At 39.0% G+C, this 23,597-nt stretch carries 26 protein-coding genes; 1 reads left to right on the forward strand and 25 read right to left on the reverse strand.

Features of this window, described 5'->3' with window-relative positions:
- Positions 1-15: 15 nt before the first annotated feature.
- The 12 genes from EGX95_RS25265 to nuoA all read right to left on the reverse strand — a co-directional run bounded on the left by EGX95_RS25265 (position 16) and on the right by nuoA (position 10,896).
- Positions 16-252 (reverse strand): DUF1146 family protein, encoded by a 237-nt coding sequence (locus tag EGX95_RS25265; protein WP_000940742.1) that lies wholly within the window; start codon positions 250-252, stop codon positions 16-18.
- Between the two features lie 213 nt (positions 253-465).
- Positions 466-1,980, reverse strand: coding sequence for an NADH-quinone oxidoreductase subunit NuoN (gene nuoN / locus EGX95_RS25270; RefSeq protein WP_002081244.1), 1,515 nt, complete (start codon positions 1,978-1,980; stop codon positions 466-468).
- Between the two features lie 7 nt (positions 1,981-1,987).
- Positions 1,988-3,490, reverse strand: a complete 1,503-nt coding sequence (locus EGX95_RS25275) for an NADH-quinone oxidoreductase subunit M (protein ID WP_000998915.1) — start codon at positions 3,488-3,490, stop codon at positions 1,988-1,990.
- Positions 3,487-5,349, reverse strand: a complete 1,863-nt coding sequence (gene nuoL / locus EGX95_RS25280) for an NADH-quinone oxidoreductase subunit L (RefSeq protein ID WP_000568208.1) — start codon at positions 5,347-5,349, stop codon at positions 3,487-3,489. The genes EGX95_RS25275 and nuoL overlap by 4 nt, the downstream gene beginning before the upstream one ends.
- A 29-nt stretch (positions 5,350-5,378) precedes the next feature.
- Positions 5,379-5,693 (reverse strand): NADH-quinone oxidoreductase subunit NuoK, encoded by a 315-nt coding sequence (nuoK, locus tag EGX95_RS25285; RefSeq protein ID WP_000100084.1) that lies wholly within the window; start codon positions 5,691-5,693, stop codon positions 5,379-5,381.
- Positions 5,686-6,210, reverse strand: coding sequence for an NADH-quinone oxidoreductase subunit J (locus EGX95_RS25290; protein WP_001012803.1), 525 nt, complete (start codon positions 6,208-6,210; stop codon positions 5,686-5,688). The genes nuoK and EGX95_RS25290 overlap by 8 nt, the downstream gene beginning before the upstream one ends.
- Positions 6,207-6,626, reverse strand: a complete 420-nt coding sequence (gene nuoI, locus EGX95_RS25295; protein WP_000677191.1) for an NADH-quinone oxidoreductase subunit NuoI — start codon at positions 6,624-6,626, stop codon at positions 6,207-6,209. Before nuoI ends, EGX95_RS25290 begins: the two co-directional genes overlap by 4 nt.
- Positions 6,627-6,651: 25 nt before the next feature.
- Positions 6,652-7,653 carry an NADH-quinone oxidoreductase subunit NuoH gene (nuoH, locus tag EGX95_RS25300; protein ID WP_000573430.1) on the reverse strand — a complete coding sequence of 334 codons (1,002 nt, stop codon included), beginning with the start codon at positions 7,651-7,653 and terminating at the stop codon, positions 6,652-6,654.
- Complete coding sequence (gene nuoD / locus EGX95_RS25305) at positions 7,653-8,753, reverse strand: NADH-quinone oxidoreductase subunit NuoD (RefSeq protein WP_000621449.1); 1,101 nt, start codon at positions 8,751-8,753, stop codon at positions 7,653-7,655. Before nuoD ends, nuoH begins: the two co-directional genes overlap by 1 nt.
- A 3-nt stretch (positions 8,754-8,756) precedes the next feature.
- Complete coding sequence (locus tag EGX95_RS25310; protein WP_001283193.1) at positions 8,757-10,022, reverse strand: NADH-quinone oxidoreductase subunit C; 1,266 nt, start codon at positions 10,020-10,022, stop codon at positions 8,757-8,759.
- Positions 10,019-10,537, reverse strand: coding sequence for an NADH-quinone oxidoreductase subunit NuoB (gene nuoB / locus EGX95_RS25315; RefSeq protein WP_000236331.1), 519 nt, complete (start codon positions 10,535-10,537; stop codon positions 10,019-10,021). Before nuoB ends, EGX95_RS25310 begins: the two co-directional genes overlap by 4 nt.
- Positions 10,528-10,896, reverse strand: a complete 369-nt coding sequence (nuoA, locus tag EGX95_RS25320; protein ID WP_000179273.1) for an NADH-quinone oxidoreductase subunit NuoA — start codon at positions 10,894-10,896, stop codon at positions 10,528-10,530. Before nuoA ends, nuoB begins: the two co-directional genes overlap by 10 nt.
- Before the next feature lie 268 nt (positions 10,897-11,164).
- On the opposite strand from nuoA, the gene EGX95_RS25325 reads away from it, so the two are divergent.
- Complete coding sequence (locus EGX95_RS25325; RefSeq protein WP_000744974.1) at positions 11,165-13,894, forward strand: putative bifunctional diguanylate cyclase/phosphodiesterase; 2,730 nt, start codon at positions 11,165-11,167, stop codon at positions 13,892-13,894.
- Between the two features lie 74 nt (positions 13,895-13,968).
- Here EGX95_RS25325 and EGX95_RS25330 read toward each other — a convergent pair whose 3' ends face one another.
- From EGX95_RS25330 to EGX95_RS25390, 13 genes are all read right to left on the reverse strand, one after another.
- On the reverse strand, positions 13,969-14,622 hold the full coding sequence (locus EGX95_RS25330) for a DUF975 family protein (protein WP_000622456.1): 654 nt from the start codon (positions 14,620-14,622) through the stop codon (positions 13,969-13,971).
- Positions 14,623-14,671: 49 nt separating this feature from the next.
- Entirely contained in the window at positions 14,672-15,466 is a 795-nt protein-coding gene (locus EGX95_RS25335; protein ID WP_000578800.1) for a DUF975 family protein, read from the reverse strand.
- 132 nt (positions 15,467-15,598) lie between these two features.
- Complete coding sequence (gene atpC / locus EGX95_RS25340) at positions 15,599-16,000, reverse strand: F0F1 ATP synthase subunit epsilon (protein ID WP_000847211.1); 402 nt, start codon at positions 15,998-16,000, stop codon at positions 15,599-15,601.
- A gap of 20 nt (positions 16,001-16,020) precedes the next feature.
- The gene (gene atpD, locus EGX95_RS25345; protein ID WP_001032591.1) at positions 16,021-17,427 is read right to left on the reverse strand and encodes a F0F1 ATP synthase subunit beta; all 1,407 of its coding nucleotides are present in this window, start codon (positions 17,425-17,427) and stop codon (positions 16,021-16,023) included.
- Between the two features lie 119 nt (positions 17,428-17,546).
- Positions 17,547-18,407, reverse strand: coding sequence for a F0F1 ATP synthase subunit gamma (atpG, locus tag EGX95_RS25350; RefSeq protein ID WP_000157696.1), 861 nt, complete (start codon positions 18,405-18,407; stop codon positions 17,547-17,549).
- 408 nt (positions 18,408-18,815) lie between these two features.
- Entirely contained in the window at positions 18,816-20,324 is a 1,509-nt protein-coding gene (gene atpA / locus EGX95_RS25355) for a F0F1 ATP synthase subunit alpha (RefSeq protein WP_000027518.1), read from the reverse strand.
- Between the two features lie 11 nt (positions 20,325-20,335).
- Complete coding sequence (atpH, locus tag EGX95_RS25360) at positions 20,336-20,878, reverse strand: F0F1 ATP synthase subunit delta (RefSeq protein ID WP_000064683.1); 543 nt, start codon at positions 20,876-20,878, stop codon at positions 20,336-20,338.
- The gene (gene atpF, locus EGX95_RS25365; protein WP_001142617.1) at positions 20,875-21,381 is read right to left on the reverse strand and encodes a F0F1 ATP synthase subunit B; all 507 of its coding nucleotides are present in this window, start codon (positions 21,379-21,381) and stop codon (positions 20,875-20,877) included. Before atpF ends, atpH begins: the two co-directional genes overlap by 4 nt.
- A 129-nt stretch (positions 21,382-21,510) precedes the next feature.
- Entirely contained in the window at positions 21,511-21,729 is a 219-nt protein-coding gene (gene atpE, locus EGX95_RS25370; RefSeq protein ID WP_000052064.1) for a F0F1 ATP synthase subunit C, read from the reverse strand.
- A 56-nt stretch (positions 21,730-21,785) separates the two neighbouring features.
- Entirely contained in the window at positions 21,786-22,505 is a 720-nt protein-coding gene (gene atpB / locus EGX95_RS25375) for a F0F1 ATP synthase subunit A (protein ID WP_000399870.1), read from the reverse strand.
- Between the two features lie 7 nt (positions 22,506-22,512).
- Complete coding sequence (locus tag EGX95_RS25380) at positions 22,513-22,905, reverse strand: ATP synthase subunit I (RefSeq protein ID WP_000567600.1); 393 nt, start codon at positions 22,903-22,905, stop codon at positions 22,513-22,515.
- Positions 22,905-23,129 carry an AtpZ/AtpI family protein gene (locus EGX95_RS25385; RefSeq protein ID WP_001171223.1) on the reverse strand — a complete coding sequence of 75 codons (225 nt, stop codon included), beginning with the start codon at positions 23,127-23,129 and terminating at the stop codon, positions 22,905-22,907. The genes EGX95_RS25380 and EGX95_RS25385 overlap by 1 nt, the downstream gene beginning before the upstream one ends.
- A 26-nt stretch (positions 23,130-23,155) precedes the next feature.
- On the reverse strand, positions 23,156-23,269 hold the full coding sequence (locus EGX95_RS25390; protein WP_000232961.1) for a DUF4024 domain-containing protein: 114 nt from the start codon (positions 23,267-23,269) through the stop codon (positions 23,156-23,158).
- Positions 23,270-23,597: the final 328 nt, after the last annotated feature.

The following is a 23,597-nucleotide window of genomic DNA, read 5'->3' on the forward strand; positions in this document are numbered from 1 at the left end:
TGAGGTTCTATACACTTACTTTACTAAATACGTTAAACTCTTTGAATAGCCTAAATAATCAAGGAAAAAGTTACTTACAGATGTCCCAATTGCAATTGTAATTAAGATGAGTAATACTCTCGTCTGCATCACCTTTCCAGGCTTCATTAAACGCTCAATGTGAATACCTTGTAAGGCCCACCACGTAATGGTAATAAACAATAAATGCGAAACGATGGCAATCAGTGCTTGTTGCCCTAAAAGATGTGCCAAAAAACCGACCCCTTTTTACCTAGCTACTACTTACGAAATCTTATAAAAACGATACCATAATAAGTAGAAGCCACACTTTTTCAAATACAAATAAGCATCTTACATGTTACATCGTAATTTTTCTCTTTAAAAGCGTATACTTATATGCATCTTCAATTGTAATTCACACAAAATAAAAAGCGCAGAGTAACGACTCCACACCTTTTATTTTCACTATTGTACCACGTTCCCTAAGAAGAAGAAATCTTTCATTAATGGAAAATATTCATAAAAGAAATTGTATCCAATCATCGGCATAATCCCTAGTATTACAATCGAAATTGCGCAAAGGCTCATCACAACCTTTATATTGAGTGGCAAACGAATTTTCTCTTCTACTTCTCCCGTACGGAAAAACATTTGCTGTAAAATACGGAAATAATATACGAATGAAATGACTGTCGTCCCCATCATAATAGAAGCTAGTACGTAATGAGCTGGCTCTACATGAAGGGCCCCTAAAAAGATGTTAATTTTCCCAATGAAACCAGCTGTTCCTGGTATCCCCGCTAGCGATAAAATAAAAATCGTCATCACGATTGCTGTAAATGGCGACCTTTTATATAATCCGGTGAAAATGGTGATATTTTCTTTGTCGCTTTGTAAGATTAAGGCGTGGATAATTGCAAACACGCCTATATTCATAAGCATATACGCAAGCATGTAAAACCACATGCTATCCATCGTAAATGGCGATAATGCTACAAGCGGTACGAGTAAATATCCTGCATGCGCGATTCCTGAATAAGCAAATAAGCGTTTTACGTTATATTGCTTTAATGCGACTACATTTCCAATAATCATCGTAATACTAGCTAGCACAGCGATGTATATGCTCATACGTCCATATAAAGATTGCATGTCTCCTTGCACCGATACACTTGCAAAAACCATGAGGAACAGACGCATAATGAGTAAGAACCCAGCAATTTTAGAAATTGTTCCAAGAAAAGCAGTAACAGGTGTAGCCGCTCCCTCATACACATCAGGCGCCCACATATGAAACGGCACTGTAGCAATTTTGAATGAGAGCCCAACGAGTAATAGTAAAAATGCAAGAGCTAGCAATAATTGAATGCCACCAGCCAGTTCCCCAGCAAATACCTTTTGCATATCCACAATATTAGTTGATCCTGTGATGCCGTATAAATAACTCATTCCAAAGAGCGTAATTGCCGTTCCAATTCCTCCATTAATGACATATTTCATTGCTGCCTCATTTGATGCACGGTTCTTTTTTCGTATTCCTACTAAAATGTAGGAAGAAAGTGAAAGCAATTCTAAACCGACGAAAAGTGTAATGAAATCAACGCTAGAAGCCATAAACATCGCCCCAAGGAGCGCCATTAAAAATAAGTAATAATATTCTCCCTTATCTTCAATTGGATTTTTCTTATCATCGCTCATTGCGATGCATAAAATGAGAGCAGCCCCGCCTAACAACAACGTTTTAAATCCTTTTGAAAATCCATCTAACACAAACGATCCATTTAAAATATCTCCCGCTGGTTCACCGTATAGCGTAATTAATGATACGATCGCTAATACGATAGCTGCGATTGCACCAAGCGCTACATACCTATGGTTCAGCTTAAAAAACAAATCACATATGGAAAGAAGGATGGCAGCTCCGAGAATGATGAATTCTGGCACCATGAGATGCCATGATAAGCTAAGTAACGTATTCATATCCACCCTACTTCACCCCCAATGTTTTCAATGTATTTTGAAGCGGATCCCCTAGTATTTCTGGCATTACTCCAATTGCAATAATACAGAAGATAAGTAGCAAAATCGGGACATACTCCCATCCGTGTATATCAGCTTTCGCTTCCCACTCTTTCTTACCAAATGTTACTTGAAGGGTTGCTCTTAATACGTATACAGCGGTTAAAATGATGCCAAGTACTCCGGCCGCAGCAATAACTGGCTCCGCTTGGAATAAACCGAGAAAGGCAAGAAACTCGCTAACAAATCCAGACATTCCCGGCAATCCAAGCGATGCCATTCCTCCCGCTAAGAAGAAACCGCTAAGTACTGGTACACTTTTTGCAAGTCCGCCAAGCGCTGTAATATTTGATGTTCCAAAACGCTGTTCTATAACACCAAGTAAGAAAAAGAGTAAGGCTGCAATTAAACCGTGCGAAACAACTTGGAATAAAGCGCCTTGTGTACCTGGTGCATTTAACGCCGCAAGGCCCATTAATACAATACCCATATGCGAAATACTAGAATAAGCAAGCACCTTCCGAAAGTCTGTTTGAATGAGCGCTAAGAAGGCTCCGTACAATAAATTGATAACTCCTAAAATCGCAATGAGCGTTGCAAACTCGCGAAAGTATTCCGGAAATAGTCCCTGTCCGAAGCGGATTATACCGTATGCTCCAATCTTCAGTAAAACACCTGCATGAAGCATAACGACAGCCGGATGTGCTTCAATATGTACATTGACCATCCAGCGATGTAACGGGAAAACGGGTAGTTTAATCGCAAAAGCAATCATTATGCTAAGAAACAAGCCGAACTGTAAGCTATTTGGGACAGCCATTCCTCCACCAGCACCTACACTCGTTAATATTTCTTTAAGCTCTGTAATATTTGTTGTACCTGTTTTCGCAAATAAAACCGAGAAAACGATAAGCAAAATAGCGGAGCCAATACCGTTATATATTAAATAACTATAAGCAGCCTTTTCACTCGACAATTTCCCCCACTTCCCAATTAATAAAAACATCGGTGGCAATGTAATTTCAAAGAAGATAAAGAACAACATTAAATTTTGAGCAGCGAAGACACCGAGCATCCCTATTTCTAACATGAGTAATAGCATATAAAATGCTTTCAAATTCCTTTTAATCGTAAATGCCGCAATTGCTGCAAGCATCGCTAGAAGGGCCGTCAGTACCATCATAACGAGCGATAAACCATCAATACCAAGTTCGTAATAAATGGAAAACCACCTTTTATCCACCGCTGCAAAATCCCCAAATTTAATCCATTTCACTTTTTCATCAAATAGAGACAAACTCTTTCCGGAAGCATATGTACAAGCGAGGACGATAGCCATTCCGAATGGAAGCACCGTTCCAAATAAACCGAGCGCTCGCACTGTACGCGATTCTTTTTTCGGTGTTAATGTAAGTAAGAGAATTCCTAAAAGCGGGGAAAAAATGAAGAACGTTAATAACAAATCATTCATCGTAAATCCCCTCCCGTATAGAGCAAAATAATGAAGAGTACTGCCAGTGAAACAGCTGTTACAGTCCCGTACACTTGTACATTTCCGTTTTGGAGTCTAGAGCCAATTGCACTTATCCCTTTCACTAAACTCCCTATTAAAACGGCAATTCCTTCGACTACATACACTTCAAATAGGCGAAGCACATGAGCGATTCCTTTCGTAATAGGAAGCACCGTCATATTGTATAGTTCATCCACATAATATTTTTCTTTCAAAAGTTTATAAAGAGGCGAGTCCTCGCCACCAGCCCAATCTCTAGCAATAGATTTCTTGCCATATATGACATATGCAAGAGCAATCCCTGTCAAAGAAACGAGCGTCGCAACAATCATAATCCAAACTGGTCCGTGTGCCTCTCGCACTTTAAACGCTACATCTTTCGTAAGCCAATCCCCGAGAAACGTTCCAAACCACGGTGTATTTATATAGCCTGCCACGACTGCAAGAACGCCAAGGACAATCATCGGATACGTCATGATGCGGGGCGATTCATGCACATCTTCCTTCGTCTTCGCTTCCCCAGTAAAGACAAGAAAGTATAGGCGTAACATGTAGAACGCTGTTAGGAATGCTGCAAGTATCGCTAAGACGAATAAAACATAATTGCCGTTCATCCAAGCTGCAGCTAAAATTTCATCTTTACTAAAGAAACCGGAAAGGAGTGGCACACCACTAATTGCAAGAGTACCGATTAAAAATAAGGCACCTGTTACTTTCATCTTCTTCTGTAAACCGCCCATTTTATTAATGTTTTGCGTATGCACTGCATGAATGACACTTCCTGCTGCCAAAAATAGTAGCGCTTTAAAAAAAGCGTGTGTCGTTAAATGGAACACACCAGCTACATAACCGGCAGATCCGAGTGCAAGCATCATATACCCGAGCTGGCTAACTGTAGAATAAGCAAGTACTCTCTTTATATCCGTTTGTACAAGACCGATGGAAGCTGCAAAGATTGCAGTGAAGGCGCCAACAATTGCTACCGTCTGCATCGCCACCGCACTTGCTGAAAATAGCGGAAACATCGTTGCCACTAAATATACGCCAGCTGCGACCATTGTCGCCGCATGAATAAGTGCCGAAACAGGCGTCGGCCCTTCCATCGCATCCGGTAACCACGTATGAAGCGGGAACTGACCTGATTTCCCCATCGCCCCGATAAAAATTAATATCGCCGTTATTGTAATCATTGTCGGAGTCAGATCACCCGTATGAATCGCTCTAAAAATTGCGTCATATTCAAAACTACCTGCATGCCAGAAAATTAAGATCATCCCAATAAATAAACCGACATCGCCAATACGTGTCATAATAAAAGCTTTTTTCGCAGCAGCCTTCGCTTCTTCTTTAAAGAAATAAAAACCGATGAGTAAGAACGAACCAAGGCCGACTAACTCCCAAAATATATAAAGCTGTAATAAATTCGGTGATATAACAAGCCCGAGCATCGCAAATGTAAAGAGTCCTAAATAGGCATAAAAGGTTGGTAATCTTTCCTCACCTTTCATATAACCTTTCGAATACACGTGTACAAGTAAACTCACAAGTGTAACGATAAACAACATTAAAGCCCCTAATGCTGTCACTTCAAAGCCAAATGATATATCAATATCTCCAGCTCTAAGCCATACCCACTTATGCTTCACTGGTACTGTCGTAAATCTTTCTATTAATACAAGTACCGCAAATATAAAGGAGAGAAAGACGAAGAAAATACTAAGTACACTGCTTCCTTCTCTAATTTTCTTCCCGAATATAATTAATAACAAAAACGAAACAAGCGGGAAAAGCGGTATGAGCCATGCATAATCGATCATTGTTTCCTTCCCCCTTTTCGGTCACAATGTTATCCTTTGAGCGTATCCATTTCATCTACATGAACTGTCGTACGATTACGATATAAAGCAATTAAAATGGCGAGTCCTACCGCCGCCTCCGCTGCTGCTACGGCCATCGTAAACAGAGAGAAAATTTGCCCTGTTACATTTGGGAACAAACCTAATTTACTAAACGCTACTAAATTTAAATTGACTGCGTTAAGCATTAATTCAATACAAACTAATACAATCACTGTATTTCGCTTCGTTAAAGCTCCAAATAAACCGATGCAAAATAAAATAATCGCAAGCGTTAAATATGCAGAAGCAGGAACGCTACTCATTGGAATCCTCCTCTTTCTCATCCTTCTTCGCAAGAATAATTGCGCCAACAAGTGCTACAAGTAAAATAACTGAGGTTAGCTCAAATGGAATAATATATTTTGAATAGAGAAGTGTACCGATTTGAAGTGTGTTTTTTTCATGGAGAGGTAAACTTCCTTGTGTGCTTTCATTTGCAAAATCAATATTGTTAACAGCGAAATACATAACTGCCCCAAATGCTACAACCGCAAAGAAGATAATCCATTTTCGAAGAGTAAGACGAGATTCATTTTCTGCATTATGTTTCGTTAACATAATGCCAAAAATCATAATAATGGTGATCGCACCCGAGTAAAGTAAAATTTGTGCAACCCCGATAAATTCAGCTGATAAAAGAAAGTACAAACCTGCAATGCTGAGAAATGTCAGAACGAGAGCTAGCATCATATGCATGACTTTCGTTAAATTCAACATAAGAACGCCGCCGATAATTGCAGACAAGGATAGTATAAAGAATGCTATAAACTCGCCATTCATGCTTTATTCTCCTTCCTGACGTTTTCATCGTTTTCATCGAGCCACTGCAAATTTTTAAATAAGTCATCTCGTGAATATTCCGCGAGTTCAAAGTTATTTGTCATAACAATCGCCTCTGTCGGACAAACTTCTGTACATAAATCACAAAGAATACAAATTTCAAAATTAATATCGTACGTGTCGATAATTTTTCCTTTTTTCGTAGGATCCGGATGTTTTTTCCCCGTTAACTGAATACAGTCTGTCGGACAAATGTTGGAGCACTGGTTACAAACGATACACTTTTCTGGATAAAACTTTTGAATCCCTCGAAAACGATCTGGCAATGGCAACGGTTGATTCGGATAATCATAAGTCACCTTCTTCTTACTCAAATTGCTTAGTGTATATTTTAATCCTTTAAATAGCCCTTTCATCTCTTACTGGCACCCCCTTCATAGATTAGAAGAATAACTCCTTAATCAATGCCGTTAAGAAAATATTTGCAAGTGCAATTGGCAATAATACTTTCCAGCCAAACTCCATTAACTGATCACCTCTTATACGCGGAAACGTAACGCGGAACCAAATTAACAGAAAAACTACACTGCTAAACTTTAAAGCAAACCATACGGCACCTGGGATGAAGCCAAGGAACATAACTGGATTCCATCCGCCTAAAAAGAGCACAGTAATTAAAGATGCCATCCCGAAGAAATATACGTACTCTGAAAGCATGAAAAACGCCCAGCGAAACCCTGAGTATTCCGTATGATATCCAGAAACAAGCTCCGACTCAGCTTCTGGTAAATCAAACGGCGTCCTATTTAACTCTGCTACCGCTGCGATTAAAAATACGACGAAACCGATTGGTTGCACGAAAATGTACCAAACATTCTCCTGCGCTGCTACGATTTCATTTAAATTTAAGCTACCAGCTAACAAAACGATCCCAATTACACTCATTACGAGCGGAATTTCATAAGAAATCATTTGCGCCGCTGCGCGCATCCCCCCTAAAAGGGAATATTTATTATTCGATGCCCATCCTCCGGTTACGACACCAATCGTCGTAATGCCAGAAACAGCAATGTAATACAGTAAACCTACGCCAATATCTGCGAACTGAAATTTATCAGTAAACGGGATGACTGCAAGCACCATAAATGCTGGAGCGAATGCAATGACAGGCGCTAATATAAATAACGGTTTATCTGCCGCCTTCGGAATACTATCCTCTTTCAGTAATAGTTTTAAAACATCGGCTACCGTTTGCAGCAGACCAAACCGGCCTCCAACTTGGTTTGGCCCAATCCGCCCTTGCATAAAACCCATCACTTTCCTTTCTGCCAAAATACCATATGTAACGAAGCCAAGGACTGCAAATAATAGGAGCACCGCTAATCCGAAAAAAATGAAGAAATTCGTCCAGCTAGAAGGTGATTGTAAGAGCGTTTCAATCATTAGCCATCAACCTCCCCAAGTACAATATCCACTCCACCTAAAATCGTAATTAAATTGGCGATGTTTTCACCTTTCAATAACTTCGGTAAAATTTGCAAATTGTAAAAAGACGGCCTGCGAAACTTCAAACGGTATGGCTCTTTCTTTCCGTCACTAGCAATATAGCAACCAATCTCTCCTCGCGGCGACTCTATACGGACGAATGCTTCCCCTTTAGGAGCCTTAATAATCTTCGGTACTTTCGCAAGTACTGCTCCTTCTTTCGGGAACTGCTGGACAGCTTGCTCGACAATTTTTAAGGACTCCTCAATTTCCTGCATGCGGCAAACGTAGCGATCCCAAGCATCTCCCACGCTCCCAACAGGAATATCGAAATCAAAACGGTCGTAAATGGAGTACGGTTCATCCTTGCGAAGATCCCAGTTTACTCCGGTGCACCGCAAATTCGCTCCGCTTAAAGAATACGAAATTGCATCTTCTTCGCTATATATACCAACGCCTTTTACACGATTTAAGAAAATCTCATTGCCACTAACGAGATCATGGTAACCCGCCAATTGCTCTCTCATATACGGAACAAATTCTTCCACTTTTTCAATCCAACCGTCCGGCGCATCCCACTTTACACCGCCGACTCTCATATAGTTAAAAGTAAGCCGGGCACCGCATAATTCGTTTAATAAATTAATAATCATCTCCCGCTCACGGAACGCGTATAAAAACGGGCTGACCGCTCCTATATCTAGAAGATTTGTCCCCCACCAAACGAGATGACTTGCAATCCTTCCAAGTTCCATTGCAAGTACTCGCAAGTATTCGGCTCGCTCCGGGATTTCAAGCCCCATCATCGTCTCTACAGCATGGCAAATGACGTAATTATTCGTCATGGCTGATAAATAGTCCATCCGATCTGTATAAGGGATAATTTGCGTATACTGTAAGCTCTCCGCAATCTTTTCGGTCCCGCGATGCAAATATCCAATAACCGGTGTAGCTTCTTTAATAATTTCCCCGTCAATCTTAATAACAAGCCTGAACACACCGTGCGTACTTGGATGCTGAGGACCTACATTCAAAAGCATTTCTTCCGTACGGATCATTAGCTACACCTCCACATCATACGGCTCATAATCTTTCCTAAGCGGATGTCCTATCCAATCATCGGGCATTAAAATACGCGATAAATTCGGATGTCCCTTAAATACAATACCGAGCAAATCATACGCTTCCCGCTCTGGCCAGTCCGCCCCTTTCCAAAGCGCTGTCACTGATTCTACTTGCGGCGCTTCCCTATCCAGCTTCACCTTTACCGCTACTGACTGTTTCTTTCCATATGAAAATAAATGAACATACACTTCCATATGTGTCACAAAATCCGTCGCATGTAACTCTGACATATAATCAAATGCAAGTTCCTCATGGGATCGCAGTAACTCCATTACTTCATAATATTCCGAGGGCTCCACTACAAGAGTTGGCACATCTTTGGAAAGTTTATTAATGTAGCAATCTACTAAAGCACCCTCTCCTACTTTTCCCTTAATAACTTCAACATACTGATTTAAATACGGTTGATTCACAGATGGCTCTTCCTGCTTCGCTTCCTCTTCCTTCTTACCTTCAGCACCCTTCGTCTTCGCCCTTGCAGCCGCTGCCGCTTTCGCCTTCGCTGCTGCAATTGCCTTCGCCTTTTCATCTCCCGAATCCCCATCACCTTGCGAAGCTTTCTGCTTTGCTAGCGCCGCTGCTTTTGCTTTCGCGGCGGCGACTGCCTTCGCTTTCGCCTTGGCCTTTTCTTCTTCCGTCACTTCTTCTGTTCCTTCTCTTTTTTGCTTCGCTAACGCCGCTGCTTTCGCTTTTGCGGCTGCTGCTGCCTTCGCCTTTGCTTTGGCCTTTTCTTCTTCTGTTCCTTCTTCTGTTCCTTCTCTTTTTTGTTTCGCTAACGCCGCCGCTTTCGCTTTTGCAGCCGCTGCTGCCTTCGTCTTCGCTTTGGCCTTTTCCTCTTCCGTTACTTCTTCTGTTCCTTCTCTTTTTTGTTTTGCTAACGCCGCCGCTTTCGCTTTTGCGGCTGCTGCCGCCTTCGTCTTCGCTTTGGCCTTTTCCTCTTCCGTTACTTCTTCTATTCCTTCTCTTTTCTGTTTCGCTAACGCCGCCGCTTTTGCTTTTGCCGCCGCGGCTGCACGTCGTTTTGCTTCTTCTATAGTCATATCGTCATTTTTTGGTAGCGCTTTCTCTTTTTCGCGATTTTCTTCCTCAAGTTTACTTATTTCCCCACCATGTTTCGCAACGAGACGCTTTCTCGCCTCTTCTTTCGCACGCCTAGCCGCTTCTCTTTTCAAATCCTCTAAATCTTTGTTTGGATCACTCATTTATTCGTCACCTGCTTCCCCGTCTTTGCCTCGTAACGAATTTTTTCTTTTAATTTATTAATTCCATAAATTAAAGCAGCGGGATTGGGTGGGCAACCAGGGATATACACGTCAACTGGTACAATTTGATCTACACCTTTTACAACAGCGTACGAATTTACATATGGACCACCTGCTGTCGCACAAGATCCCATTGCAATAACCCATTTTGGTTCAGGCATTTGATCATATAAGCGCCGAACAATAGGAGCCATCTTCTTCGTTACCGTTCCCGATACAATCATAACGTCCGATTGCCTTGGTGAAGTCCGAAAAAATGACCCAAATCGATCTAAATCATAATGTGATGAACCTACTCCCATCATTTCAATTGCGCAACATGCCAGTCCGAATGTCATTGGCCATAAAGAATTACTTCGCGCCCATCCTTTCAACTGTTCCAATGTAGAAAAAAAGATATTTCGTTCTAATTCCGCTCGCTCATTTGGATGTAATTCCTCAAAATTTATAACCATTGTAACACCTTCTTTTTCCAAGCATACGCTAACCCAACTAGCAACATTACAACAAAGATGAGCATTTCAATCAATGCAAATAAACCGAGCTTGTCATATGCAACAGCCCATGGATATAAAAATAAAGTTTCTACATCAAAGATGACAAACAATAAAGCAAAAATATAGTAACGAGCATGAAACCGAATATTTGCATCATGAAAAGGCTCAATCCCACTCTCATACGTCGTCGCTTTCGCTGCACTTGGTTTATTTGGGCGCAGCATCCTTCCTAATGTAAGAGCCACTACCGGAAGCAATATGCCTAATAGCAAGAAAATCAAAACGATCATATAACTATTTTCATATACACTTGCCATTGTGAAACCCTCCCCCCTAAATTAAGAACAAGTTCACTTAGTAAACAATATGTCCTAGTTGCAGTAATTATTATTTTTAAATTTTTCTAAATAATGCAACTATTTTAATCATTATAGCAAACTTCAAATTCCTATGTCGATATGTTGGGGACAGAAACGAGAATTATTAAAATCTATTTTTATAACTGGCTATACCTGTGCAAAATAAGTATAGAAACTATAAAAAATAAAAAGAGGAATTTATATGTATATACCGTGGGTGAGATAAATGAAAAAACAAACACATGTAAGCATTCTTATAAGCATTATATTGTTATCTATAATGATTCATTACGTAACAATGCCTTTTCTATATGAATACTCATTTCCTTTTCAAATATTAATTGGTATGAGTACATTATTCATTGATATTATCGCTTGTAGTTATATACTTTATTTTTCAAACTTGAAAGAAGGGTTACCTCGTTTATTTTGGACCATTTTATGTGTTGGAACCCTCTCTTATTTCATTGGTGATATCGTCGTTGCCTATCAACGTTTAATTTTAAAGGACTACTATACATTCGTTGATCCGTCTGATTTTTTTTATCTACTTTTTTTAATTAGCTTTGCATTTGCCTTTCTATATGAAATCATTTATAACCGAGATTTATTAGAAAAGCTTTTTATGATATGTGATATTTGTATTATTGTTACAGCACAGTTCACTTTAAGTTACTACTTACTTATTGAACGAACCATTCACGTTTCTTCAACATCCTATATCGACATATTTGTTCAACTTACCTATCCAATGACCGATTTACTCTTTTTTCTCATAGGAATTAACCTTTTATTCAAACCACTTTCCTTATTACCGAAAAAAGTTGGTGCGCTCCTTGGTAGTGCTTTAATTTTGTATGCGACTACAGATGCGATTTATGCTTATATCAAATACTTCACACCCGAATATTCTATGTTTACAATTACTCCTCTCTATCAAGTAACTTTAGTGCTAGTAGCAATTGCCTGTATTCTTCATACAAAAGAACCTGAAAGACAAGAACAAGTGCTATTAACACCTAAACTTGGGGAATCAATCCGATTATCGTTACCTTATATTTCTGTCGTAATGCTTATTGTTTTCATATTAGTCGAATACGTTTTTGCGCCTATTGTAGTAATCGGGCTTATGATAACTTTCTCCTTCGTTCTCATTCGCCATAGTTTAGTTCGAAAGCAAAATAAAATATTATTATTAGCCCAAATGCAATTCAACTCAGAACTTGAAAAACAAATTGAACTGCGTACAGAAGATTTAGTAGAACAAAAAAATGAACTATATCATAACCAACAAATGTTTAAATCTTTATACGAGCATCATCCAGATCCAATCTTCACATTAGATTTATACGGTAATTTTCTTAAAGTGAATAACGCTGGTACGACTTTACTCGGTTATCAAACGAATGAATTATTAAATCAGCCTTACTATTCACTTACGTATGAAGAAGATTTGGAAGAAATCATTAATGCCTTTCATCGCGTAAAAAAGGGGAAATCTATTTCTTTAGAAATACGGGCATATCATAAAAATAGAGATATTTACTACTTGCATGTGACAGCTGTTCCTATCTTTTTAAAGGATCATATTTCTGGAGTGTATTTAATGATTAAAGATATTACGGAAAGCAAACAACAACAAGAACAAATTAACTTTCTAGCCTATCATGATACACTAACAGAGCTTGCAAATCGACGTGCATTTCATCAATATGTAGAACAAGCAATTGCGCGATCCAAAATATCAAAAATGCCTTTTGCTGTTATGTTTCTTGACCTAGATCGCTTTAAAGTTATTAACGATACCCTCGGTCATAGGGTAGGAGACCTTCTATTAATTGCAGTAGCAAAAAGACTCGAAAGTATAGCGACACCAAATATGAAGCTTGCCCGATTAGCTGGAGATGAGTTCACAATCCTAATCGAAAATTATAAAAAGAGGCCAGATGTAAAAAAAATAGCTGATACAATTGTAGCAGCCATGAACGAACCATTCGAAATTGAAAATCAACATTTACAAATCTCACCGAGCATCGGGATAGCCATATACCCTGAAGCAGGTGAAGATCCATTATCGATTTTACAGCATGCTGATATGGCCATGTACGAAGCAAAAAATAAAGGGAAAAATGGTAGCTCTCTGTACACGAAAGAATTGTATAAAAAAATGGAAAGAAAAGCTCGAATTGAAAAAGATTTACCACTCGCTTTAGTAAACGAAGAATTTTATCTTGTCTATCAACCACAAATTGATATTACTACGAAAAAGATTATTGGTGCTGAAGCATTACTACGCTGGAAACACCCACTCCTTGGTGACATTCCGCCATGTGAGTTCATTCCAATTGTAGAGGAGACTCCTCAAGTCATTCCACTTGGTCATTGGGTATTAAATGAATCTTGTCGTCAGCTAAAAATATGGCATACTTTTGGCTACAAAGATTTAAAAATAAGTGTTAACTTATCAGCTAAAGAGTTCCAGCAAAATAATTTAATCGAGAACATTTTACAAATAATAACAGACGTTAAAGTCGATCCAAAAGATGTAACACTTGAATTAACAGAACGAATTGCAATGATCGATGAAAAGGAAACGTTATCAAAGCTAAAACAATTAAAGGAATATGGTATTCAAACGTCCATCGATGACTTCGGAACCGGCTATTCTTCTCTTGCTTATTTATCCATTTTCCCTATTGATACATTAAAAGTACCGAGAGAATTTACACAACTCGCCGATCATCGCCCTGAAGAAAGGGCCATCGTTTCCACTATCCTTTCTCTTGCAAATACGTTAAACCTATCTGTCGTTGCTGAAGGAATTGAAACAGAAAAACAACTTAAGTTTCTACAAAAGAACAACTGTAAATATATGCAAGGTTACTATTTCAGTAAACCACTTACTAGTCATCAATTTATAAAATTTCTACAAAAAACACCTAGTATGAACCAATAACTCATACTAGGTGTTTTTATCATGCTATTTGCGGACTACAAAGCTATTCATCGACGCAGAGTGTCCGACTCACTTTATAATGTCGGAATTTTTTTCTCGTAATATTCCTCTGCAATCTCTTCATAAAAAGCTGCTGACGTCGTATAAAAATATGGAATTAGCCATAAGAATCCAATCCCGAGTGTAATACAACTTAATATAAACCAACCAATAAAACTCAAACATAAAATGAAATACTCCATCTTATGTCCATCCATCATACGACGGCTTTCTGTAATCGCTTGATTTATAGAATACTCAGGGTGATCATTTATGATAAAGTACGTCATCGCATAAGAAAATGATTTAATAATGCCTGGAATAATAAATAGTAAAAACCATAAAAACAGATAAATATTTACTACTATATATAATAAAAATGACTTTATAAACTTACTTCCCTCTGTAAACCATCTGAATATATGCCCAATACGCGCCTCTTTTTCACGAATAATATGCAGCGCTAAACAATAACCACCTAGCGTTAATGGACCTACTATCAATATTGTAATGACGTCTACTGAAAGTGAGCTTTTTACTTCTTTCCAATCCCAAACCTGAGCAAAAATGAAATCAATACTTAAACTAAAAGCTGAAATAAGAATCGAAATCAGTAATGTTGCCCCGACAGCTAAGCCCCATTTCCCTTCTAATGAATCCAGCGCTTCTCCTTTTAAATCACTAATCATGTTTAGCCTCGCCTCCTATACACAATAATTCTATTAGTATAGCATACTCCTACTGCAATTCACCCTTTGAAATATAGCGGTAAAAATGCGCTGTCGTTGTACTCACGTACGGACTAAGCCATAGAAAACCTATTCCAAGTGTAAAAATCGCTAAAATAGCCCACCCTATAAAGCTTAGCCATAAAAGAAATAGATCTAATTTATGCCCCTTCATCAGATTCTTACTTTCTTTCATTGCTTGCGAAACACTGTATTCCGGTTTTTCAACCATCACATAATATGTCATCGAATATGAAAAATACAAAATAGCCATTACAATAAACGAAATAGCTAATAAAATAAAGAAAACAATTATAAATGATGGATTTGCATTCTCATCAAGAAAACCTAATAGCCCAAATACAATCGTTCCTAACATCGGAACCCATGTACCTGTATATAACAAAATTGCAAGCATAGCCCACATTGTTTTCATCATTCTTTTAAAGCCACGAAATCCTTCAAATAAATAATCCACTCTAGCATCTTCTCGTTTGCTTATTTGTAGAAACAAATTCGTATGACCATATGTGGTAATGCCATAAGCCGCATAACTTAAAATTATCATAAGGCAGTAAAAAACCCCAAACGTAATAGCAGCTCCAATTGCCATTGTTTCTTCTTCAATTGAACCAGTTAAAATAGATGCTAAAATAAATATTATAACTCCTGGAATTAATACTATAAGCATTACAGCCATTGAAACGACGTAACTTACAATATGATATAAAATCGTTGATCCAACACCTAGTCCCCATTTTCCTTTTAAAGAGTGCAATGCTTCTCGCTTCATTTCACCGATCATTTATTCATCCCCTTTATAAATTGTTGTACATTCTCTACTTATACGAGCACCAATATAATTATACCATTTTTGTAAAATTATCCATTAACTACATAAAAAAAATCCGTAAAGGCTTTGCCTTTACGGATTTTTTTATTTCATATCGGAAACGTTTAAACGGTTCACAGCGCGTTGTAATGCCATTTCTGCACGTTTAAAGTCAACATGTGCTTGTTTATCTTGCAGACGTTGCTCAGCACGACGCTTCGCTTCATTTGCACGATGGATATCGATATGGTTTGCTTCTTCAGCAGATGATGATAATACAGTTACTTTATCTGGACGAACTTCGATAAAGCCACCACTTACCGCTACATAATCAGTGTGTCCACCATTTTTCAGACGAACTGCACTAATTTTTAATGGTGCAACAGTTGGAATGTGACCTGGTAAAATCCCCATTTCCCCACTCTCTGCTTTTACACTTACCATTTCTACTTCTTTTTCGTAAACCGGTCCATCAGGAGTTACAATACTGACTGGAAATGTCTTCATACTTCGTCCCTCCTAAGGCCTTACGCCATCATTTTCTTCGCGTTTTCAATAACTTCTTCAATGCCACCAACTAAGCGGAATGCATCTTCTGGAAGGTCATCATATTTTCCTTCTAGAATTTCTTTGAAACCACGAACTGTGTCTTTTACAGGTACGTAAGAACCTTTTTGACCTGTAAACTGCTCCGCTACGTGGAAGTTTTGAGATAAGAAGAATTGAATACGACGAGCACGATGTACAACTAACTTATCTTCTTCAGATAACTCATCCATACCTAAGATAGCAATGATATCTTGAAGCTCTTTGTAACGTTGTAAAGTTTGCTGTACTTGACGAGCCACTTCATAATGCTCTTCTCCTACGATTTCTGGAGAAAGTGCACGAGATGTAGATGCTAATGGATCTACGGCTGGGTAAATACCCATTTGTGTTAAACGACGCTCTAAGTTTGTTGTTGCATCTAAGTGAGCGAACGTTGTAGCTGGTGCTGGGTCAGTATAGTCATCGGCTGGTACATATACCGCTTGGATAGACGTGATAGACCCTTTATTTGTAGATGTAATACGCTCTTGTAATTGACCCATTTCTGTTGCAAGTGTTGGTTGGTAACCTACCGCAGATGGCATACGGCCAAGAAGGGCAGATACTTCAGAACCTGCTTGCGTGAAACGGAAGATATTATCGATGAACAGAAGTACGTCTTGTCCTTGCTCATCACGGAAATATTCAGCCATTGTTAAGCCTGTTAATGCAACACGTTGACGTGCTCCAGGTGGCTCGTTCATTTGTCCGAATACCATCGCAGTTTTCTTAATTACGCCAGAATCGCTCATTTCGTGGTATAAGTCATTACCCTCACGAGTACGCTCACCTACACCAGCGAATACAGAGATACCACCGTGCTCTTGTGCGATGTTGTTGATTAACTCCTGAATTAATACTGTTTTACCTACACCGGCACCACCGAATAGGCCGATCTTACCACCCTTAATGTAAGGAGCAAGTAAGTCTACTACTTTAATACCAGTTTCAAGAATTTCTACTTTAGTAGATAATTCTTCGAATGCAGGTGCTTGACGGTGAATTGGATCACGACGTACATCCGCAGGAACCTCACCATCTAAGTCAATAGCATCACCTAATACGTTAAATACGCGACCAAGTGTTGCATCACCAACTGGTACAGAGATTGCTTTACCAGTATCTTCTACTTCTGTGCCACGAACAAGTCCATCTGTGGAAGACATCGCAACTGTACGAACTGTATCATCACCTAAATGAAGTGCAACTTCAAATGTTAAGTTAAGTTCACCGTTTTCGTTGCTCTGTTTTACCGTAAGGGCGTTGTAGATTTCTGGTAGCTTTCCGCCATCAAACTTAACGTCTACAACCGGACCCATGATTTGCGTAACGCGCCCTTTATTCATCGGGTTCCCTCCTAGCTTTCTTTTAATTAGCCAACTTTCTACGAACAGTTAGCTTTTCATTTTTTATTAGTTTATAGCTTACGCGACTCTTTTGACAGAGCCGCCTACGCTTTTTATTACTATTCTAACGCTGCTGCTCCACCAACGATTTCCGTAATTTCTTGCGTAATCGCTGCCTGACGCGCACGGTTGAATGAAAGTGTAAGTGAATCGATAACTTCCATTGCGTTGTCTGTAGCACTCTTCATTGCTGTCATACGCGCTGCGTGCTCACTTGCTTTACCGTCTAGTAATGCACCGTACACTAAGCTTTCTGCGTATTGTGGCAATAGTACTTTTAAAATTTCTTCTTCAGAAGGTTCGAATTCATAAGCTGTCGTCGGTTTATCAGACGCCACATCAGTAAGCGGTAAAATTTTATTTTCCGTTACTTCTTGTGAAATTTTACTTACGTAATGGTTGTAGTAAATATACAGCTCATCATAAGCACCATCTGCGAACATCGCAATTGCTCGAGAAGCAAGGTCTTTAATATCAGTAAATGATGGGTGGTCAGATAATCCAACTACTTCATCAATGATGTTAAAGCCGCGACGTTTTAAATAATCACGTCCTAGTCGTCCAAGCACAATAATTGAATATTGGTTTGAATCCATATTATGACGTTCACGAATTACGTTACTTACTGTACGTAATACGTTACTGTTATAACCACCTGCTAGTCCGCGATCAGATGTAATAACGATGTATCCTGTACGCTTTACAGGACGCGCATTTAGCATTGGATGATTAATTCCTTTACTTCCTTGCGCAATGCTCGCTACTACTTCTTGAATCTTTTCCATATACGGAACGAAAGATTTAGCATTTTGCTCTGCACGGTTTAACTTAGATGCAGATACCATCTCCATCGCTTTCGTAATTTGACTCGTTTTCTTTGTCGAGTTAATCTTCGCTTTTATATCGCGTAAAGATGCCACAGGTTTTCACCACCTTTTTTCCGGAAGTTGGCACGATTAGTAAGAATCCTCTTCCTAATCTACGTTGCAAGATATTCTTGCTCATGATTGAAGGAAAAGAATAGGTGCACCTACTCTTTTCCTTTACATAACCGTCAGCAATCTCAGAAATTGAGATGCCTTTATATATTATCTAGCTCCAGCGGCTTGAATGCTCGGTGGCTTCACTTCTTCCTACGAGGCAAAAACCGCCTCTTCGTCAGAAGCTCCATCCCCCTCACATTCAGGACGAGCCGCTTCCGCTTTTATTAATCTAGTTCCGCCTCCTAGCCCCTTTCGTCTAAGAACCTTCCCCACGAGAAGGTAAAAATCACCTTCTGTGGGAAAGAACCTTAGCCGATGGGGCTAAACAGTCGGCTTCACTTTTTATTACTCAGAAGCTACGAATACTTTTTTAAATCCGTTAATTGCTGCTGCAAATTTGTCGTCATCCGCAAGTTTCTTAGTTGTGCGGATTTCTTCTAATAAGTCAGTCGCATTAGAATCTAACCAAGCATGGAATTCTTCTTCGAAACGAGTGATATCTACTACTGGGATATCATCTAGGAATCCACGTGTTAAAGCGTAAAGAATGATAACTTGTTTCTCTACACGTAACGGTTTGTGTAATCCTTGTTTTAATACCTCAACAGTACGAGCACCACGGTTTAGTTTCGCTTGAGTTGCTTTATCTAGGTCAGAACCGAACTGAGCGAACGCTTCTAACTCACGGTAAGATGCAAGGTCAAGACGAAGTGTACCTGATACTTTACTCATTGCTTTAATCTGAGCAGATCCACCTACACGAGATACAGAAGTACCCGCATCGATCGCTGGACGTACGCCAGAGAAGAATAGGTCAGATTGTAAGAAGATTTGTCCATCCGTAATTGAGATTACGTTTGTTGGGATGTAAGCTGATACGTCCCCTGCTTGTGTTTCGATGAAAGGTAGTGCAGTTAAAGAACCGCCGCCTTTTGCATCACTTAATTTTGCTGCACGCTCTAATAAGCGAGAATGTAAGTAGAATACATCCCCTGGGTAAGCTTCACGACCTGGAGGACGACGTAATAGTAATGACAGCTCACGGTAAGCTGCTGCTTGTTTTGATAAGTCATCATATACTACTAATACGTGTTTACCATTGTACATGAACTCTTCACCCATTGTTACACCAGCGTAAGGAGCTAGGTATAATAATGGAGCTGGTTGAGAAGCAGATGCAGTTACAACGATTGTGTACTCTAATGCACCATGCTTACGTAGTGTTTCTACTACGTTACGTACAGTTGATTCTTTTTGTCCGATAGCTACGTAAATACAAATCATATCTTCATCTTTTTGGTTAATGATTGTATCAAGCGCAACTGCTGTTTTACCTGTTTGACGGTCACCGATGATTAACTCACGTTGACCACGGCCAATTGGTACAAGAGCGTCAATCGCTTTAATACCTGTTTGAAGTGGCTCATGAACAGATTTACGATCCATTACACCTGGTGCTGGACTTTCGATTGGACGAGTGTTTGTTGTATTGATTGGGCCTAAACCATCAACTGGTTGACCTAATGGGTTTACAACACGACCAATTAGTTCTTTTCCTACTGGTACTTGCATGATGCGACCAGTACGACGAACTTCGTCACCTTCACGGATTTCTGTGTAAGGTCCTAAAATGATAATACCTACGTTGTTTTCCTCTAAATTTTGTGCTAGTCCCATAACGCCGTTAGAGAACTCTACAAGTTCACCAGCCATAACGTTATCAAGACCATGAGCACGCGCGATACCGTCACCAACTTGGATAACTGTACCAACATCACTAACTTCGATTTCAGACTGATAGTTCTCGATTTGTTGCTTTATCAGTGCGCTAATTTCTTCAGCTCTGATGCTCATGTGCTTCACCCCTATCTATTCTTCATTAATTCACGCTGAATACGTGCTAATTTTCCTTGTAAACTTCCGTCATAAATGCGATTTCCAATACGTACTTTAATGCCGCCTAGTAAATCTTCATCTACAACATTTTTTACGCGAATTGCATCTTTTCCTGTTCTCTTTGCAAATGCTTCTGCAATGTTAAGCTTCTCTTCTTCCGATAGAAGACGAGTAGAATATACAGTTGCGTCCGCTACGTTACGTTCTTCATTAGCAAGAACAACATATTCATCTGCAATTTCAGGTAAGATATCAATGCGCTTGTTATCAATTAAAATATATAACGTATTTAAAATAGATTCAGAAACAGACCCGAATACGTTTGCAAGAAACGTTTTCTTTTGTTCCTTTGAAATGTTCGGTTGCGTTAAAAAGCTATGTAGTTCTCCGTTCTTTACATAAACGTTTTGTACAAGGCGTAATTCCTCTTCAAACATTTCTAATACGTGTTTTTCTTTAGCAATTTTAAAAAGAGCGACAGCATAACGTTTTGCTACAATCCCATTGCTCATCGCGCTTCTCCTACTTCTTTAATATAATCGCGAATTAACTTCACTTGATCTTCTTCTTTTAATTCTTTTTCAATTACTTTAGAAGCAATTTGAACAGATAAAGAAGCAACTTGTTCTTGTAAAGCAGCAATCGCTTGCTCTTTTTCGCGTTGAATTTCTTGTACAGCAGATGCTTTAATTGATTCTGCTTCTTCTTTCGCAGCAGCAACAATAGCATCTTTTTGATCTACAGCTTGTTTTTTCGCTCTTTCGATTAACTCTTGTGCTTCAACACGTGATTGTTTTAACATTTCACGTTGTTCTTCTACTAACTTCTTCGCTTCAGCGTTACTTCTTTCTGCAGCGTCGATTTCATTAGTAACATGCTCTTCACGTTCTTTCATAATCCCCATTAAAGGACCCCACGCGAATTTGCGTAGCATTACTAATAGAAGTAAGAAAATGAACAATGTATAAGCAATCGTTCCAAATGGAATGGCAGCCCCTAATAATAAAGTTGGCACAAGGATTCACTCCCTTCAAAATATCTAAATTGATCATATGAAAAAAAAAGACATACGTTTCGTTCATAAAGCAATGGCGAAGAAAGTTCGGAAAAACACTCTTCGCCATCTATGTAAGGGGAGTCTCCCTTATTTGTTCATTACGATGAATGCAATAACTACACCGATGATTGGAAGTGCCTCAACTAAAGCAACCCCGATGAACATAATTGTTTGAAGTGCGCCTTTTAATTCTGGTTGACGAGCAACACCTTCGATTGTACGTGATACGATAAGACCGTTACCAATACCTGCACCTAATGCTGATAAACCAATTGCAATTGCAGCTGCGATTACACCTAAACTCATTTAATTTGTCCTCCTTTGTATTATAAAAAAATAAATTTTTTCTTACTTAAATTATATTAATGGTCATGACTTACTTTATGAGCCATATAAACCATCGTTAACATAACGAAAATAAATGCTTGGATTGATCCAACGAATACACTGAATCCCATCCATGCTAACATCGGCACAAGTGCACCTAATGCTCCAAGGAATGATGCTCCGCCCAGCTTAGCAAGTAATCCTAATAAGATCTCACCTGCATAAATGTTACCAAATAAACGAAGACCTAACGTTAATGTGTTAGCAAACTCCTCAATAACCTTTAATGGGAATAAGAATTTCATAGGTTGGAAATAACCTTTTACGTATTCTTTCGTACCCTTCATCTTAATTCCATAATAATGGGTGAGGGTAACTACCATCACGGCTAATGTTAATGTAACTGCTGGATCAGACGTTGGTGATCTCCACCATGCAATATGTTCGCCAGCTTCAGTTGCTGAATACATGAATGGTAAACCAAGGAAGTTCGATACGATGATAAACATGATAAGCGTAACGCCAAGCGTTAAGAAACGTCCACCTGTTTTCCAGTCCATCGTACTATTGATAATCCCTTTCACGAAGTCAAACACCCATTCCATGAAGTTTTGCATTCCTGTTGGGCGAAGAGCTAAGCTGCGAGTTCCGATAACAGCGATTAAGAAAACAATAACTGCTGCTACAGTAACCATCATAACTGATGACAAATCGAACGTTAAACCTAGAAATTCAACTAATTTACCGTGTTCCACTAGTAATTCACCTCTCTTCCCTGCTCTTATACTCTAAATAAAGAAAATCTATGATCATGACAAGGTATCCTGTCAGCAATCCTACACCTAAGCCCCACATCGCAATTAACTCTTGATATTTGGCTGCAAATAAAATTAATAACCCAATCGTGGCGAATCTTGAATATGTACTTACCGCTGTCGCCTTAAACTTCACGTTTTCTCCATTTGTCACGCGATCCAACAGCTTGTCTGTCCTACGTGCAATGATGCGCAAACTAAGAAAACTGAAAATCGTTCCGATAATCAGTCCAAGAAATACATCCTTGTAAGAGGTGAATCCCCATCCTAGCACTAGAAGCGCAAGCAAGTAGTACATATATTTCTTTTGTCTTTGGACAAGTCCATGTACGTCTATCATCATTGCTCTCCCGAATAGTAATGTCGAATGAGTCGAATCATTGCGTATACCCCTGTTCCTAATCCGAGTAATAACCCTATAATAAGAAACAATGGAAACGTTCCAACCTTATTATCAATCCACTGCCCACCAAAGATCCCAACAAGAATAGAACCGACTAACTGAGCAAGAATACCTGACATTAAAGCATAAGCTTTTATATGGCTGCGATCGTTTTTTTGCAAGGATTCATCCCTCCAATATGTAACCCTCATTCACGATGTGTTAATAATAACTCATTTTTTTGCATAAATCCTATACAAAATAAAAAGTTTACATTTTCGTCACGGAATAGATGTATTTTTGTCACTGAAAGCCCTACCATCTATCCCCGTTGTTAGCATACAATAGGGTATTAACAGTGTCAACGAGAAATCGTAAAAAATCAAAAAATTTGAGTATTAGTCATTTCCTCCCAAAAATGAAAACGTTCCCCTTCTAAATACTGGTTAGAGATATGCAATTTCTAACAGTTTTCTCTTTATAATAGAAGGAAATGTTCACAAGTTTGTCACTATTATATTTTTACGATATAATGCTTTCCTTCCATAATATAGTGCTCTTTAGACGTAAGACTTCTATATTATATGTGATGTGTATGCAACTTATGTTGTATATACTATGTATATTTATCCTCTCCCCTCCCCTACTTG

It is taken from the genome of Bacillus sp. FDAARGOS_527 (assembly GCF_003812125.1).
Taxonomy (GTDB): Bacteria; Bacillota; Bacilli; order Bacillales; family Bacillaceae_G; genus Bacillus_A; species Bacillus_A paranthracis.

Excerpts from the sequence above, each read along its gene's own strand:
- nuoN (WP_002081244.1), bottom strand. The coding sequence starts at position 1,980 with ATGAATACGTTACTTAGCTTATCATGGCATCTCATGGTGCCAGAATTC.
- EGX95_RS25275 (WP_000998915.1), bottom strand. The coding sequence starts at position 3,490 with ATGAATGATTTGTTATTAACGTTCTTCATTTTTTCCCCGCTTTTAGGA.
- nuoL (WP_000568208.1), bottom strand. The coding sequence starts at position 5,349 with ATGATCGATTATGCATGGCTCATACCGCTTTTCCCGCTTGTTTCGTTT.
- nuoK (WP_000100084.1), bottom strand. The coding sequence starts at position 5,693 with ATGAGTAGCGTTCCTGCTTCTGCATATTTAACGCTTGCGATTATTTTA.
- EGX95_RS25290 (WP_001012803.1), bottom strand. The coding sequence starts at position 6,210 with ATGAATGGCGAGTTTATAGCATTCTTTATACTATCCTTGTCTGCAATT.
- nuoI (WP_000677191.1), bottom strand. The coding sequence starts at position 6,626 with ATGAAAGGGCTATTTAAAGGATTAAAATATACACTAAGCAATTTGAGT.
- nuoH (WP_000573430.1), bottom strand. The coding sequence starts at position 7,653 with ATGATTGAAACGCTCTTACAATCACCTTCTAGCTGGACGAATTTCTTC.
- nuoD (WP_000621449.1), bottom strand. The coding sequence starts at position 8,753 with ATGATCCGTACGGAAGAAATGCTTTTGAATGTAGGTCCTCAGCATCCA.
- EGX95_RS25310 (WP_001283193.1), bottom strand. The coding sequence starts at position 10,022 with ATGAGTGATCCAAACAAAGATTTAGAGGATTTGAAAAGAGAAGCGGCT.
- nuoB (WP_000236331.1), bottom strand. The coding sequence starts at position 10,537 with ATGGTTATAAATTTTGAGGAATTACATCCAAATGAGCGAGCGGAATTA.
- nuoA (WP_000179273.1), bottom strand. The coding sequence starts at position 10,896 with ATGGCAAGTGTATATGAAAATAGTTATATGATCGTTTTGATTTTCTTG.
- EGX95_RS25325 (WP_000744974.1), top strand. The coding sequence starts at position 11,165 with ATGAAAAAACAAACACATGTAAGCATTCTTATAAGCATTATATTGTTA.
- EGX95_RS25330 (WP_000622456.1), bottom strand. The coding sequence starts at position 14,622 with ATGATTAGTGATTTAAAAGGAGAAGCGCTGGATTCATTAGAAGGGAAA.
- EGX95_RS25335 (WP_000578800.1), bottom strand. The coding sequence starts at position 15,466 with ATGATCGGTGAAATGAAGCGAGAAGCATTGCACTCTTTAAAAGGAAAA.
- atpC (WP_000847211.1), bottom strand. The coding sequence starts at position 16,000 with ATGAAGACATTTCCAGTCAGTATTGTAACTCCTGATGGACCGGTTTAC.
- atpD (WP_001032591.1), bottom strand. The coding sequence starts at position 17,427 with ATGAATAAAGGGCGCGTTACGCAAATCATGGGTCCGGTTGTAGACGTT.
- atpA (WP_000027518.1), bottom strand. The coding sequence starts at position 20,324 with ATGAGCATCAGAGCTGAAGAAATTAGCGCACTGATAAAGCAACAAATC.
- atpH (WP_000064683.1), bottom strand. The coding sequence starts at position 20,878 with ATGAGCAATGGGATTGTAGCAAAACGTTATGCTGTCGCTCTTTTTAAA.
- atpE (WP_000052064.1), bottom strand. The coding sequence starts at position 21,729 with ATGAGTTTAGGTGTAATCGCAGCTGCAATTGCAATTGGTTTATCAGCA.
- EGX95_RS25380 (WP_000567600.1), bottom strand. The coding sequence starts at position 22,905 with ATGATAGACGTACATGGACTTGTCCAAAGACAAAAGAAATATATGTAC.
- EGX95_RS25390 (WP_000232961.1), bottom strand. The coding sequence starts at position 23,269 with ATGGTAGGGCTTTCAGTGACAAAAATACATCTATTCCGTGACGAAAAT.